Annotated in this window: 15 protein-coding genes and 1 pseudogene; 11 read left to right on the forward strand and 5 right to left on the reverse strand. The window is 69.3% G+C overall.

Annotation, left to right across the window (positions count from 1 at the left end):
* Positions 1-92 precede the first annotated feature (92 nt).
* Positions 93-1,484, reverse strand: a complete 1,392-nt coding sequence (gene fumC, locus IFT87_RS15990) for a class II fumarate hydratase (protein WP_037530641.1) — start codon at positions 1,482-1,484, stop codon at positions 93-95.
* Positions 1,485-1,741: 257 nt separating this feature from the next.
* Positions 1,742-2,227 (reverse strand): SspB family protein, encoded by a 486-nt coding sequence (locus IFT87_RS15995; protein ID WP_031394376.1) that lies wholly within the window; start codon positions 2,225-2,227, stop codon positions 1,742-1,744.
* A 71-nt stretch (positions 2,228-2,298) separates the two neighbouring features.
* Here IFT87_RS15995 and hisB point away from each other — a divergent pair, with 71 nt between their 5' ends.
* The 8 genes from hisB to IFT87_RS16035 all read left to right on the forward strand — a co-directional run bounded on the left by hisB (position 2,299) and on the right by IFT87_RS16035 (position 7,912).
* A complete protein-coding gene (gene hisB / locus IFT87_RS16000) occupies positions 2,299-2,886 on the forward strand; it encodes an imidazoleglycerol-phosphate dehydratase HisB (protein ID WP_037530638.1) in 588 nt (195 codons plus the stop codon).
* Positions 2,883-3,488, forward strand: coding sequence for an imidazole glycerol phosphate synthase subunit HisH (gene hisH / locus IFT87_RS16005; RefSeq protein WP_037530635.1), 606 nt, complete (start codon positions 2,883-2,885; stop codon positions 3,486-3,488). Before hisB ends, hisH begins: the two co-directional genes overlap by 4 nt.
* Positions 3,485-4,219: a 1-(5-phosphoribosyl)-5-[(5-phosphoribosylamino)methylideneamino]imidazole-4-carboxamide isomerase gene (gene hisA, locus IFT87_RS16010; RefSeq protein ID WP_037530650.1), complete on the forward strand. Its 735-nt coding sequence runs from the start codon at positions 3,485-3,487 to the stop codon at positions 4,217-4,219. Before hisH ends, hisA begins: the two co-directional genes overlap by 4 nt.
* 217 nt (positions 4,220-4,436) lie before the next feature.
* Positions 4,437-5,210, forward strand: a complete 774-nt coding sequence (gene hisF / locus IFT87_RS16015; RefSeq protein ID WP_056408835.1) for an imidazole glycerol phosphate synthase subunit HisF — start codon at positions 4,437-4,439, stop codon at positions 5,208-5,210.
* 5 nt (positions 5,211-5,215) lie between these two features.
* Complete coding sequence (locus IFT87_RS16020; RefSeq protein WP_183936834.1) at positions 5,216-5,392, forward strand: hypothetical protein; 177 nt, start codon at positions 5,216-5,218, stop codon at positions 5,390-5,392.
* Between the two features lie 32 nt (positions 5,393-5,424).
* Positions 5,425-5,745 carry a phosphoribosyl-ATP diphosphatase gene (locus tag IFT87_RS16025; protein WP_031394257.1) on the forward strand — a complete coding sequence of 107 codons (321 nt, stop codon included), beginning with the start codon at positions 5,425-5,427 and terminating at the stop codon, positions 5,743-5,745.
* 143 nt (positions 5,746-5,888) lie between these two features.
* A complete protein-coding gene (locus IFT87_RS16030; protein ID WP_192191226.1) occupies positions 5,889-6,266 on the forward strand; it encodes a histidine triad nucleotide-binding protein in 378 nt (125 codons plus the stop codon).
* 110 nt (positions 6,267-6,376) lie between these two features.
* Positions 6,377-7,912 (forward strand): amino acid permease, encoded by a 1,536-nt coding sequence (locus IFT87_RS16035; protein WP_037530632.1) that lies wholly within the window; start codon positions 6,377-6,379, stop codon positions 7,910-7,912.
* 96 nt (positions 7,913-8,008) lie between these two features.
* Here IFT87_RS16035 and IFT87_RS16040 read toward each other — a convergent pair.
* The 3 genes and pseudogenes from IFT87_RS16040 to IFT87_RS16050 form a co-directional block, all read right to left on the reverse strand.
* Positions 8,009-8,956: pseudogene (locus IFT87_RS16040) on the reverse strand (adenosine kinase); the annotation flags it as partial.
* Positions 8,957-9,050: 94 nt separating this feature from the next.
* Complete coding sequence (locus tag IFT87_RS16045; protein ID WP_107045111.1) at positions 9,051-9,959, reverse strand: flagellin; 909 nt, start codon at positions 9,957-9,959, stop codon at positions 9,051-9,053.
* An 11-nt stretch (positions 9,960-9,970) separates the two neighbouring features.
* Positions 9,971-11,989 (reverse strand): FlgK family flagellar hook-associated protein, encoded by a 2,019-nt coding sequence (locus IFT87_RS16050; RefSeq protein WP_192191228.1) that lies wholly within the window; start codon positions 11,987-11,989, stop codon positions 9,971-9,973.
* On the opposite strand from IFT87_RS16050, the gene flgG reads away from it, so the two are divergent.
* The 3 genes from flgG to flgH are packed head-to-tail and all read left to right on the forward strand — an operon-like array spanning position 11,988 to position 13,893.
* The gene (gene flgG, locus IFT87_RS16055) at positions 11,988-12,695 is read left to right on the forward strand and encodes a flagellar basal-body rod protein FlgG (RefSeq protein ID WP_166747205.1); all 708 of its coding nucleotides are present in this window, start codon (positions 11,988-11,990) and stop codon (positions 12,693-12,695) included. The two genes, IFT87_RS16050 and flgG, sit on opposite strands and share 2 nt — an antisense overlap.
* On the forward strand, positions 12,692-13,150 hold the full coding sequence (gene flgA / locus IFT87_RS16060; protein WP_192191229.1) for a flagellar basal body P-ring formation chaperone FlgA: 459 nt from the start codon (positions 12,692-12,694) through the stop codon (positions 13,148-13,150). The genes flgG and flgA overlap by 4 nt, the downstream gene beginning before the upstream one ends.
* Positions 13,151-13,161: 11 nt before the next feature.
* Entirely contained in the window at positions 13,162-13,893 is a 732-nt protein-coding gene (flgH, locus tag IFT87_RS16065) for a flagellar basal body L-ring protein FlgH (protein ID WP_192191230.1), read from the forward strand.
* Positions 13,894-13,977 lie beyond the last annotated feature (84 nt).

The following is a 13,977-nucleotide window of genomic DNA, read 5'->3' on the forward strand; positions in this document are numbered from 1 at the left end:
CCCCCGTCCGTTCGCCCTGAGCGACGTCGAAGGGTGTGCCGCAAGCGACGGTGCTTCGACTTCGCTCAGCACGAACGGGGTCGGGGGAGGCGTTAGCGGCCGAGCATCGATTCGGGCCGCACGACCCGGTCGAAGGTTTCCGCATCGACCAGCCCGAGTGCGAGGCCGGCCTCTTTCAGCGTCAGCCCCTCGGCATGCGCGTGCTTGGCGATCTTCGCGGCCGCGTCATAGCCGATCTCGGGCGCGAGCGCGGTGACGAGCATCAGCGAGCGGTCGAGCAGGTCGGCGATGCGATCGCGATTGGGTTCGATGCCGTCGACGCAGCGCTCCGCAAAGCCCTCCATCGCGGTCGCGAGCAGGTCGATCGAGCGCAGCACGTTCGCGCCGATCAGCGGCTTGAAGACATTCAGCTCGAGATGGCCCTGCATTCCGCCGATGGTGGCCGCGACATGGTTGCCCATCACCTGGCCTGCGACCATCGTCAGCATCTCGCACTGGGTGGGGTTGACCTTGCCGGGCATGATCGAGCTGCCGGGCTCGTTCGCGGGCAGGTCGATCTCGCCGAAGCCGCAGCGCGGGCCACTGCCCAGCAGGCGGATGTCGTTGGCGATCTTGGTCAGCGCGACCGCGAGCGTGTTGAGCGTGCCCGACAGATGGACGAGCGGGTCGTTCGAGGCGAGCGCCTCGAAGCTGTTCTCGGCGGGGATGAACGGATGGCCGGTCAGGTCGGAGACCGCCTTGCAGAAATCCTCGGCGAACCCCCTGGGCGCGTTGAGCCCGGTGCCGACCGCGGTGCCGCCCTGCGCGAGCCGGTTGGTGCCGTTGGTGACGCCCGGCTCGATCCGGCGGCCACAGCGATAGACCTGATTGGCATAGGCACCGAATTCCTGCCCGAGCGTCAGCGGGGTAGCGTCCTGCAGGTGCGTGCGCCCGATCTTGACGATGTCGTCCCACGCATCCGCCTTCGCCTGCAGCGCGGTCCGCAGCCGGTCGAGCGCGGGAAAGAGCCGGCGCGTCACGGCGAGCGAGGCGGCGATGTGGAGCGCGGTCGGGAAGCTGTCGTTCGACGACTGGCTCATGTTGACATGGTCGTTGGGATGGACCGGCGACTTGCCGCCGCGCGTGCCTGTCAGGACCTCGTTGGCGCGGCCGGCGATGACCTCGTTGACGTTCATGTTCGACTGGGTGCCGCTGCCGGTCTGCCAGATGACGAGCGGGAACTGGTCGTCGAGCGTGCCGTCGATCACCTCCTGCGCGGCGGCGTCGATCGCGTCGGCGATTGTGGCGTCGAGGCCGTGCGCGCGGTTCACGCGGGCAGCGGCCTGTTTGACGAGCGCGAGGGCGTGGACGATCTCGATCGGCATGCGTTCGCGGGTACCGAACGGGAAATTCTCGACCGATCGCTCGGTCTGCGCGCCCCAATAGGCCTGAGCGGGGACTTCGATCGGGCCGATCGAGTCGGTTTCTGTGCGGGTGTTGGTCATGGCCTACCTACGCCGTCATGCCGGGCTTGTTCCGGTATAGACCTTGCCGCGCGTTTGGCGGAAGGGACGAGGCGGACGAGTAGACGAACCGACGGTATTGGAGACGATTGCCCCAACATCAGCGTCATCCCCGCGCAGGCGGGGATCCATATTCCCCGCGTTGTGCACTCCTGAGGTGACACCAGCCAGTATGGGTTCCCGCCTTCGCGGGAATGACTATCGGTACGAGCGTGGCCGGCGGTTCGCCTCGCTCCAGCTCACTTCTTCCGTTTGAAATCCACGGCGACGACGTTCGAGCCGTCTTCGATCGGCACCGCGGTCGGGCCGTCATTCTCGGCGGGGTCATGCTCGCCGAGCGACTCGTCCGCGCCTTCCTGCGCCTGGAAGCGCAGTTCGAAGCTGACCGCGGGATCCTGGAATGCGGTGATCGCCGAATAGGGGATGACCAGCTTCGACGGGACCTGGTTGAACGACAGGCCGATCGAGAAGCGCTCGTCGTCGACGACGAGGTCCCAGTAGCGGTTCTGCATGACGATCGTCATCTCGTCCGGGAAACGTTCGATCAGCCGCTTGGGGATGTCGACGCCGGGCGCCTGCGTCTTGAAGGTGATGTAGAAATGATGCTCGCCGGGAAGCCCGCCGGCCTCCGACACGGAACCGAGCACGCGGCCGACGACGGCACGCAGGGCTTCTTGCACGATCTCGTCGTACGGAATCAGGCTATCGGGCAGTCCATCACTCATTCCCTCTGGGTAGCGGTATTCGGATGGCGGTCAAGATTGCATGCGTCGTGGCGCACGTTATGGGAGGTGGCATGCGCACCGCCACGATTTCCCGCTCCACCGCCGAGACGGCGATCGACGTCACCATCAACCTCGACGGGACCGGCCTGTACGACGTCGAGACCGGCGTCGGCTTCTTCGACCACATGCTCGAACAGCTCTCGCGCCATTCGCTGATCGACCTGCACGTCCGGACCAAGGGCGACCTGCATATAGACGAGCATCACACCGTCGAGGACACCGGCATCGCGATCGGCCAGGCGTTTGCACAGGCGCTCGGCGACAAGCGCGGCATCGCGCGCTACGGCGACGCGCTGTCGCCGATGGACGAGACTCTCACGCGGGTCGCGCTCGATATCTCCGGGCGGCCCTGGCTCGTCTGGAAGGACCTGTTCTCGCAGACGCGGCTGGGCGGCATGGACACCGAGATGTTCGAGCATTTCTTCCACAGCTTCGCGCAGGCCGCGGGCATCACGCTGCACGTCGAGACGCTGTACGGCACCAACAATCATCACATCGCCGAGGCCGCGTTCAAGGGCGTCGCGCGCGCACTGCGCACCGCGATCGAGATCGACCCGCGCAAGGCCGACGCTATTCCGTCGACCAAGGGGATACTGTGACGCTCGCGCTGATCGATTACGGCGCGGGGAACCTGCATTCGGTCGAGAACGCGCTGCGCACCGCGGGCTGTAGCGACCTGATCGTCACCGCCGACGCGGACGTCGTCGCGAAAGCGGACCGGATCGTGCTGCCCGGCGTCGGCGCGTATGGCGCATGCGCGGCGGCGTTGCGCGCGGTGCCGGGGATGGTCGAGGCGCTGAACCGCCGCGTGCGGGACGAGGGCGCGCCGTTCCTCGGCATCTGCGTCGGCATGCAGCTGATGGCCGAGGCCGGCGAGGAAATGGGGACGCATGCCGGGCTCGGCTGGGTGCCGGGGCGCGTGCGGCGGCTCGAGCCGGGGACGATGGACGCGAAGGTGCCGCATATGGGCTGGAACGACGTGGTCCCGGCCACCGCGCATCCGCTGATCGAACCGGGCGAGGCGTATTTCCTGCACAGCTTCGCCTTCGAAGGCGCCGACGTGCTTGCGACCACCGATCATGCCGGCCCCGTCACCGCGGCGATCGGCCGCGACACGATGATCGGCGTGCAATTTCATCCTGAGAAGAGCCAGCGCTACGGCCTGGCCTTGCTCGAACGTTTTCTGGAGTGGCGGCCGTGAGCCTTATCGTTTTCCCCGCGATCGACCTCAAGGCTGGGCAAGTCGTCCGCCTTGCCGAGGGCGATATGGACCGCGCGACCGTCTATGGCGATGATCCCGCGGCGCAGGCGATGCTGTTCGCAAACTCAGGCGCCGAGCATCTGCACGTCGTCGATCTCGACGGCGCGTTTGCGGGGGCTTCGGTCAATGGCGACGCGGTGCGCGCGATCGTTTCGCAGTTTCCGGGGCATGTGCAGCTGGGCGGCGGGATCCGCACGCGCGCCAATGTCGAGGGCTGGTTCGATCTGGGCGTGTCGCGGGTCGTGATCGGCACCGCGGCGCTCGAGGATCCCGACTTCGTGCGCGGCGTGGCGAAGGATTTCCCCGGCGGCATCGTCGTCGCGGTCGATGCGAAGGACGGCATGGTCGCGACCAAGGGCTGGGCCGACGTTTCGACCACCAGCGCGGTCGATCTCGCGCGCCGGTTCGAGGATGCGGGCGTGGCGTCGCTGCTATTCACCGATGTCGGGCGCGACGGGATGCTGAAGGGCTGCAACGTCGAGGCGACGGTCGACCTTGCGCGCTCGGTCGACATTCCGGTGATCGCAAGCGGCGGGGTGAAGGGGATCGCCGAGATCCACGTGCTGGCCTTGCATGTTCGTGATGGGGTCGAGGGCGTGATCACGGGGCGTGCGTTGTACGACGGGCGGCTCGATCTTGCGGCGGCGTTGAGCGTGGCGAAGGCGGCATGAGGGTTCACGCGGAGACGCGGAGCCGCGGAGAGTCTTTTGGCGCCGCAGGCAGATATGGGTTCACGCGAAGGCGCGAAGGCGCGAAGAGGGAGAAAGGCAGAGCAGGAAGTCTCCTTTCTCTTCGCGCCTTTGCGCCTTCGCGTGAGTCAATCTTAGCGGCTTCGCCGCGGCTCCGCGTCTCCGCGTCTCCGCGTGAACCCCTTCTTCGAGACGCCGCATGACCGTCCGCGCGCGCGTGATCCCGTGTCTCGACGTCGCCGATGGCCGCGTCGTGAAGGGCGTGAACTTCGTCGAGCTGCGCGACGCGGGCGATCCGGTCGAGCAGGCGCGCGCCTATGATGCCGCCGGGGCGGACGAATTGTGCTTTCTCGATATCGGCGCGAGCCATGAGGGCCGGGGCACGATCCTCGACGTCGTGCGGCGGACCGCCGCGGTGTGCTTCATGCCGCTGACGGTCGGCGGCGGCGTGCGGACCGCGGACGATGCGCGCGCGCTGTTGCTGGCGGGCGCGGACAAGGTCGCGGTCAATTCCGCCGCGGTCGAGCGGCCCGAACTCGTCGCCGATATCGCCGAACGTTTCGGCAGCCAGTGCTGCGTCGCGAGCGTCGACGCGCGGCGCTCGGGCGAAGGTTGGGAAGTGTTCACGCATGGCGGCCGGCGCGCGACCGGGATCGACGCGATCGCGCATGCGGTGAGGCTCGCCGAGCTCGGCGCGGGCGAGCTGCTCGTCACCTCGATGGACCGCGACGGGACGCGCAGCGGCTATGACCTCGACCTGATCCGCGCGATCGCCGACCGCGTGGCGGTGCCGGTCGTGGCAAGCGGCGGGGTCGGCGGGCTCGACGATCTGGTCGCCGGGATCCGCGACGGGCATGCGAGCGCGGTACTCGCCGCATCGATCTTCCACTTCGGCCAGGCGTCGATCGGCGACGCGCATGCCGCGCTGGCGGCTGCGGGGATCCCGGTGCGGACCCCCCTGCGGTCGGCCTGACCGGCATGGCGACGCTGCCGCTGGTCGCGGTGCAGTCGGGGCATAGCGGCGTGGTGCATCCGCGCACCGGCCCCGAAACGTCGGACATCGCGCTGTTCGCGGTCGCCGCGATCGGCGTCTGGCTGGTCCGCCGCGCGCTGCGCAAGCGGTTCCTGAAGCGGCCGCCGCGCGCAAAGGATTGACCCGCCCGCGCGCCTGCGTCAGCACGCGCGGCATGGCAGACCCCGTTTTCGATCGCCTGGAGGCGACCATCCGCGCGCGCCGCGATTCGCCCGCCGACACCTCCTACACCGCCAGCCTGTTCGCGCGTGGCCGCCCGAAGATCGCGCAGAAGCTCGGCGAGGAAGCGGTCGAGACGGTGATCGCGGCCTGTTCGGGCGACGAGGCGAGCATCGTCCCCGAGGCCGCCGACCTGATGTTCCATCTCGCGGTGCTGCTGGCGGACGCCGGGCTGAGCCTCGACGATGTGCGGGCCGAGCTTGAGCGGCGCGAGGGGGTCGGTGGGTTGGTCGAGAAGGCTGCGCGGACGGGGTGACCCGCCAGCTCCGTCATTCCTGCGAAGGCGGGGAACCGGGACTGGCTGGCCGTGCCGCGGGATCGCTGACGGCCGACGATATGGATCCCCGCCTTCGCGGGGATGACGAAGGTTGGTAGGATGCCTGAAAAGGAGCAAGCCCCATGCCGATCGACGCCACCCAGCCCTATGACGACCAGAACATCTTCGCGAAGATCCTGCGCGGCGAGATTCCGTCGAACCGCGTCTATGACGACGACTATGCGATCGCGTTCCACGACATCAATCCGCAGGCGCCGACGCATCTGCTGGTGATCCCCAAGGGCGCCTATGTCTCGTGGGACGATTTCTCCGCGCGTGCGGGCGATGCGGAGATCGCCGGGTTCATCCGCGCGGTCGGGACGGTCGCGCGCGCCGCGGGGCTGGTCGAGCCGGGCTATCGCCTGCTCGCGAACATCGGCCAGCACGGGCATCAGGAGGTGCCGCATCTGCACGTTCATGTCTTCGGCGGGCGTCCGCTTGGCCCGATGCTGGCCGGATAGCGCGGCTTTCCGCCACTAAAGGATTGCGCGTAATAAAATTGCCATTAGGCTTCCCGGCTTGAGCAAGGGGGCCAGTGAACCGGCCCTCACAACCCCCGGGGGGAACCGAATTGATTTTTGGTCGCGTTAAGTCACTGGACGCCATTCTGGCGACGGCGGAGAAGAAATCGCTCCACCGATCGCTGGGCGCGTTCCAGCTAACCATGCTCGGCATCGGTTGCGTGATCGGCACGGGCATCTTCGTGCTGACCTCCGCCGCCGCGCAGAAGGCCGGGCCGGGCATGATCCTGAGCTTCGTCGTCGCCGGCGCGGTCTGCGTCGTCGCCGCGCTCTGCTATGCCGAGATCGCGGCGATGGCCCCGGTCGCGGGCTCCGCCTACACCTACACCTATTCGGTCATGGGCGAGCTGCTCGCCTGGACGGTCGGATGGGCGCTGATCCTCGAATATGCGGTGGCCGCGAGCGCCGTGTCGGTCGGCTGGTCCGGCTATTTCGCGGGCTCGATATTGCACGAGACGTTCGGGATAACACTCCCGACCTGGCTGTCGCACGGGCCGTACATGCCGGGCGGGTTCATCAACCTGCCCGCGGTCGTCATCTCGCTGCTGATCACCTGGCTGCTGATGATCGGCACGACCGAGAGCGCGCGCGTCAACGCGGTGCTGGTGACGATCAAGGTCGTCGCGCTGACCGCGTTCGTCGCGCTGACGCTGCCCAAGACGCATGGCAGCAATTTCGAGCCGTTCCTCCCCACCGGCATCCTCGGCAGCAACGGGCTGGGCGTGGTCGGCGCGGCGGCGACGATCTTCTTCGCCTATGTCGGCTTCGACGCGGTCTCGACCGCGGCCGAGGAGACCAAGGACCCGCAGCGCAACGTGCCGATCGGGCTGATCGCCTCGCTCGGCATCTGCACCGTGTTCTACATGCTGGTCGCAGCGGGCGCGATCGGCACGATCGGCGGGCAGCCGCTGTTCGGCCCCGACGGCGTGCCGTTCACCACCGGGTCGGCCGAGCTCGCCCGCGCCTGCCTGATCCCCGCCAACGCGCAGGCGCTGGTCTGCTCGAACGAGGCGCTGGCGCATGTCCTGCGTCAGGTCGGCTATGCCAATGTCGGCAACTGGATGGGCTATGCCGCCGGTCTCGCGCTGCCGTCGGTGATCCTGATCCTGATGTTCGGCCAGACGCGCATCTTCTTCGTGATGAGCCGCGACGGCCTGCTGCCCGAAGTGCTGAGCCGCGTGCATCCCAAGTGGAAGACGCCGCATATCGTCACCGCGATCACCGGCGTGTTCGTCGCGTTCGCCGCCGCGTTCCTGCCGGTCGGGCAGCTCGCGGACATCGCCAATGCGGGCACGCTCTACGCGTTCATGATGGTCGCGATCGCGCTGCTGATCCTGCGCAAGCGCGAGCCGAACCGGCATCGTCCGTTCCGCACGCCGGCGGCCTGGATCGTCGCGCCGCTGACGATCGTCGGCTGCATCGGGCTGTACTTCTCGCTTCCCTATGAGGCGATGGCGGTACTGCCGATCTGGGGCGCGGTCGGCCTCGTGATCTATTTCCTCTATGGCTACCGCAAGAGCTATCTCGGGCGCGGCATGGCCGATGGCGGCGAGCCGATCGACATGGCGCCCCCGGGCAGCCACTGAGACAGGACGCAGCAAAAAGGGCCGCGGGAGGAAACTCCCGCGGCCCTTTTTTTGTGCGTGATACCGGACGCGTCATCCCCGCCTGCGCGGGAATGNGCCGACATGGCTGATGATCTCGGCCGCGCAGACCGCACCGAGCTTGAGCGAGGCGTGGAGGTCGTGGCCCTGTGCCTGGCCGTGGAGGAAGCCCGCCGCGAACAGGTCGCCCGCGCCGGTCGTGTCGACGACCTTGGCGATCGGCTCGGCCTTCACTTCGGCGCGCGTGCCGTTCTGGATCGCGCAGGCACCGTGTTCGCCGCGGGTGACGACCAGGGTCGGGACCTGGGCCGAGATCTTCGCGACCGCCGCGTCGAAATCCTCGGTCTCGGCAAGCGCCGCGAGTTCGCTCTCATTGGCGAACAGGATGTCGATCAGGCCGTCCGACAGCAGCTGGCGGAAATCGCCGCCGTGGCGCGAGATGCAGAACACGTCGCTGAGCGTGAAGGCGACCTTGCGCCCTGCCCCGCGCGCGCAATCGATCGCGGCGCGCATCGCGGCGCGCGGCTCTTCGGGATCCCAGAGATAGCCCTCGAGATACAGGATCGCGCTGTCGGCGATCATCGCGGTGTCGATCGCCGCGGCGGGGAGGAACTGCCCTGCGCCGAGGAAGGTGTTCATCGTCCGCTGGCCATCGGGCGTCACGAAGATCAGGCAGCGGCCGGTGGTCGGGTCGCCGGCGCGGACCGGGGTCGCGAACTCGATGCCGATGCTGCGGACGTCATGCGCGAAGACCTGGCCGAGCTGGTCGTCGGCGACCTGGCCGATGAAACCGCACTTGCCGCCGAGCGCAGCGACGCCGGCGACGGTGTTGGCGGCCGATCCGCCCGAGATTTCCATGCCCGGCCCCATCTTGGCGTAGAGCGCATCGGCTTCTTCGGACGAGAACATCAGCTGCATCGAGCCCTTGGCGACACCGATCTCGGCGATGAAGGCGTCGTCGGCGGTGCTCAGAATGTCGACGATGGCATTGCCGATCGCGACGACGTCATAGGTAGGCGTGCTCAAGGGGAGGTCTCCGGACCGAACGGGAAAAGCTCGCCGTAATTCGCGCAGGCGGCAGGCGCAACCGCTGCGGCGCCGGGTGCCCGAGCCGCCGGCGTCAGCGCAGATAGGCGACGAGGCTGAGGCCGGCGACCTTGCCGAACACTGAATAGCTCGCCTCGAGCATCGTCTTGCGCTGCATCAGGTCCATCGAGATCTGGCCGTAATCCGCATCCTCATTGTCCGAGACGATCTTCTCGAGCAGCGCGGCACGGTCGGCCGCGCGCGCGCCGAGCGTCTCGATCTGCGCCTGGCGGAGGCCGTTGGCGGCGTTGAGGCCGCGGACCTGCGGCAAGGCGGCGTCGAGCTGCGCGATCGCGGTCTTGAGCGCCGCGGCCTGGCCCGCGCTGGGGCTGGCGCCGATCGGCCCGGCCTCGGCCAGCGTCCGGAACGCGGCGAGCACGCCGTCGCCGAGCTCGCTCGCGGTGACGCCGTAGGTGAGTGTCGCGCCGCCACCGATCGACGCCGAGGCGCGGACATCGTCATTGCCGAATGCGGCCTGCGTCGTCGTGCCCGCGGTCTCGGCGAGCGTCGCGGGCTTGAACGGGATCGCGTCGCCCTGCGCGCCGGCGAACAGCGGCTCGCTGCCGTCGGTCGCGTTGAGCGCGGAGCGGAACTGGCTGAAGGCGCTTTCGATCGCGCTGCCGAGCGCGGGCGTCGCGCCGGTGCCGACCGCGGTCATCAGCTGTGTCCGGAGATCGCCGGCGATCGTGTCGATCGCGGTGATATTGGCCTCGTACAGCGACAAGGTCGTGCCGAGCCGGGTCGTCGCCGCGCTCTGCGCCGCCTGCATCGACAGCGCACTGCGCGCCGACAACGTGCGGACCGCGGCGCTGCCGAGATCGGCGAGGTCCTTCGCCTTCTTGCCCGAATTGAGCTGCAGCTGCGTCTGCGCGAGCCGCTGCTGCGCCTTCTGGACCGCGTCGGTCAGCGTCCGCTGGAGCGGGATGGTGGCGATGCGGGTCATCGATGCTGGTCCTATCTGATCATGCCGAGAAGCGTGTCGTACATCTCGCTCGCGGTGGTCATGACGCGCGCGGCGGCGGCATAGCTGTTCTGGAGCACGACCATCTGGCCGAGCTCCTCGTCGATATTGACGCCCGAGACGCTGTCGCGGCGGTTGATCGCGTCGTCGCGGCGTGCGCCCATCTGGTCCGCGCGATCGGTGGCGCGCGACGCGGCGGATCCCGCATCGCCCAGCACGACCGCGGAAAAGCGCGCGATCGTCATCGTCCCCGCATCGCCGAGATCGACCGCGCTCGCCAGCGCATCGACCAGCGCGGTCGCACCGCGCCGGTCGCTCGGCCCCAGCGCCTTCGTCCCCACCGCGACGGGCTGGAGCCGGGCGAGCGGCAGGCGGGTCGGATCGGCGAGCACGTCGCGGCGAACCCCGGCGCTGTCGAGCCCCGCCCCCGCCGCGCCCAGCCCGGTGATCGCCGCAAACCCGCGTCCGGTGCCGCCGCGGTCGGTCGTGTCGGACAGGACCGAGAGCATCGCCCCCGATTCGGCGCGGGTGGCCGAGAACCGCAGGCGCCCGGCGTCGTCGAGCGCGAACTGGCCATAACCGCCGAGCGGACTGGCGTTGAGCTCGTCGATCAGGTCGCCATAGCTCGGCCCCGTCGCCCCCGTCAGCGCATAGCGCGCGACCAGCCGGCCCGACGAATCGCGCAAGGCGAAATCGACCGCCTCGCCGGCGGCGAAGCGATGCGGATCGGCGGTGGTGAACCCCGATGGCACCAGCATGCTCGTGTCACTGCGGACGATGTCGTTCAGCCCGAAATAGTGCGACAGGCCGATGCCGGCCCGCGCGCTCGGCCGCGCCGTGTCCTGCGCGACCGCGACGCCGGTGCCTGGGCCGCTCGCGGCGATGGTGAGCGTGCCGTTGGCGAACGACGCGGTCGCCGCACCGCCCAGGCCGGTATTGATCGCCGCGATCGCATCGTCGACCGTCGCGGCCGCGCCGAGCGCATCGAAGTCGAGCGTGGTGCCGGCGACCATCGTGCCGTCCGAGCGCGTCACCGCGATCAGCGCCGCGCCGGTGAACCCCAGCCGGTCGCCACCGGTCAGCGCGGTCGCGCGACCGGTGAGCGTCGCCGGCGGCGGCACCGCCGACCCGGTGTTTGACGCGGCGTTGATCGTCCGGGCGAGCCCCGCGAACAGCGTTTCGACCCGCGCCGAAAAGGCGGGCAATTGCCGGTCGCGCAGGTCGAGCAGCCCGCCGAGCCGCCCGCCCATCGCCGGCGTGTCGAGCGTCGTCCCGGTCGCCGCGCCGAGCGTGCCGTCCGCCTCGGCGAACCGCACGTCGATCGTCGGATAGACCGGCTGCGCGCTGCCGACCCCGCTGGCGGGATAGGAGAGCTGGCGCAGCCGCTGGTCGAGCAGCGGGACGCCCGAGGCGGTATCGATCGTCACCCGCCCGCTCGGCTGTTCGCGCGCGGTGATGCCGATCAGCGCGCTGAGCTCCTCGAGCGCTGTCGTGCGGCGGTCGGCGGGTCCCGACGCGCTGCGCCCCAGCCCCTGCAGCCGCGAGATCGAATCGTTGAGCGTGTCGACCGTGCGCAGCAGCGCGTTGACCCGCTCGACCGTGTCACCGACCTCGCCCTCGATATCGCCGCGCAGCACGTCGACGTCGCGACCGAGCTGGCGCATCGATCCGATCGCGTCCTCGACCATGCCGACAAAGGGCGCGGTGACCGCGGAGCGGCCATTGGCGCCGGCCATCGCGGTCGCGGTCGCGGCGATCGCGTCGAGCCGGGCGGGCAGCGCGGATTCGGACCCGGTCGCGCCGAGCAGCGACTGCAACCGGTCGAGATAGCCCGCCTCGACCTCCGCACGGCCCGCATCGCCGCTGCGGCCATAGACGGTCGCTTCGAGGAACTTGTCCGCGACGCGGCCGGGTTCGCCGACCACCACGCCGTTGACGCGGCCCGCGGTGACCCCCGTCTGCAATGCGACCGTCTCGCGCGCATAGCCCGGCGTGTTGACGTTCGCCAACATGAACACCACCGGGTTCAAGCGCCAGCGCGCGGCGTTCCAGGACCTGCTCTATCAGCAGGAGACGCGCCCGGGTTCGGCGGCAGGCGGCGACGGCCAGGCCAAGGTGCCGACCGGGATCCAGATCGGCGCGGGCGTGAAGACCGGTGGCGTCTACCGCATCACCGAACAGGGTGCGCCCAACCAGACCGGCAACCGCTATGACATCGCGATCCAGGGGCGCGGCTATTTCCAGGTGACGTTGCCCTCGGGGCAGATCGGCTTCACCCGCGACGGATCGTTCCAGCTATCCGAACAGGGCGAGCTGGTCACCGCGGACGGCTTCCGCGTCGAACCCGCGATCGTCATCCCGCCCGAGGCGGTCGACGTCGCGATCTCGAAGACCGGCGAGGTCCAGGTCAAGCTCGCCAACGATCCCGCGCTGCAGACCGTCGGCCAGATCCAGCTCGCGACCTTCGTCAACGAGGCGGGGCTCGAGGCGCAGGGCGGCAACCTCTTCCTCGAAACCGCCTCGTCGGGGCAGCCGACCGTCGCCGCGCCGGGCCAGCCGGGCTTTGGCGACACGCTGCAGGGCTTTGTCGAGGCGTCGAACGTCAACCCGGTGTCCGAGATCACCGCGCTGATCACCGCGCAGCGCGCCTATGAGATGAACAGCCGCGTGGTGAAGACCGCGGACGAGATGCTCGCGACCTCGAGCCAGCTCCGGTGAGCCGCGTGTCAATCGCCGTCGCGCTGCTGCTGGCATCGGGGGCTGCGCTCCCGGCGCAGGCGGCGGATCCCGTCGAGACGCCCGTCGCGGTGCTCACCCGCGCGATCGCGCGCGGCGACATCCTGAGCGCGGCCGATTTCGAACTGCAGCCGCGCGCCGCGGTCGCCGCGCGCGGCGTGCTGGCGGCCGACGCGGCGAGCGGACGCGAGGCGGTACGCGCGCTGCCCGCCGGCACGATGGTCCGCGCCGGCGATCTCGTCGCGCCCCGGCTGGTGCGCCGCGGCGAGGCGGTGACGCTGTCGCTCCAGGGGCGCGGGTTTGCGATCACCACCGCCGCGCGGGCGCTGGCGGCGGGCGGCATGGGCGATGTCGTCCGCGTCGTCGCGCTGTCCACCAACCACAGCGTCGATGGCGTCGTCACGGGCGCGGGCAACGTACGCGTCGCCGCGCAATGAGGAGACATGCAATGACCAGACCCGCGACGATGTTCTTGATTCTTGCCGGCGCGACCGCCCTGTCGGGCTGCGGCACGGTCGGCCAGCTCAAGACGATCGGCAAGGCGCCGAAACTCAGCGAGATGACCGCGGTCGACACCCCGCTGACCGAGGATTCGCTTGGCCAGCCAAGCCGTCGCCCGGCCGCGCCGCCACTGGCGCTGGCGCCCCCCGACGCATCGCTGTTCCGCGCGGGCGCGGGTGCGTTTCTCGGCGACCAGCGCGCCGCGGGCAAGGGCGACATCCTGACCGTGCGGATCAACGTGGCGGATCGCGCCGAGGTCGGCAACACGACCGCGCGCACACGCGGCGGCTCCGAGAATGCCGGACTGACCGCCGCGCTCGGGCTCGGCGTCGCGACGCCCGACCCGCTGATCGCCGGCAATTCGAAGTCGCAGTTCAACGGATCGGGCAATATCAGCCGGTCCGAGACGATCAACATGACGATGTCGGCGATCGTCACCGACGTGCTGCCCAACGGCAATCTGATGATCCGCGGCCGCCAGGAGATCCGCGTCAATTACGAGCTGCGCGAGCTGATCGTGACCGGCATGGTCCGCCCGCAGGACATCAGCCGCGACAACAGCATCCGCCACACGCAGATCGCCGAGGCGCGGATCAGCTATGGCGGCCGCGGCCAGCTGACGCAGGCGCAGCAGGCGCGCTGGGGCCAGCAGATCTACGACGCGCTCTTTCCGTTCTGAGGCGCGCGCCCGCGCTGCAAATAATCCGCGCGGCGCGACCAACTATCCGGATTTCTTCCCAGAATAAGGAGCGGGTCGGATCTG

Origin of the sequence: Sphingomonas sp. CFBP 8765, assembly GCF_014841445.1 — a bacterium.
In the GTDB taxonomy this organism is placed as follows: domain Bacteria; phylum Pseudomonadota; class Alphaproteobacteria; order Sphingomonadales; family Sphingomonadaceae; genus Sphingomonas; species Sphingomonas aerolata.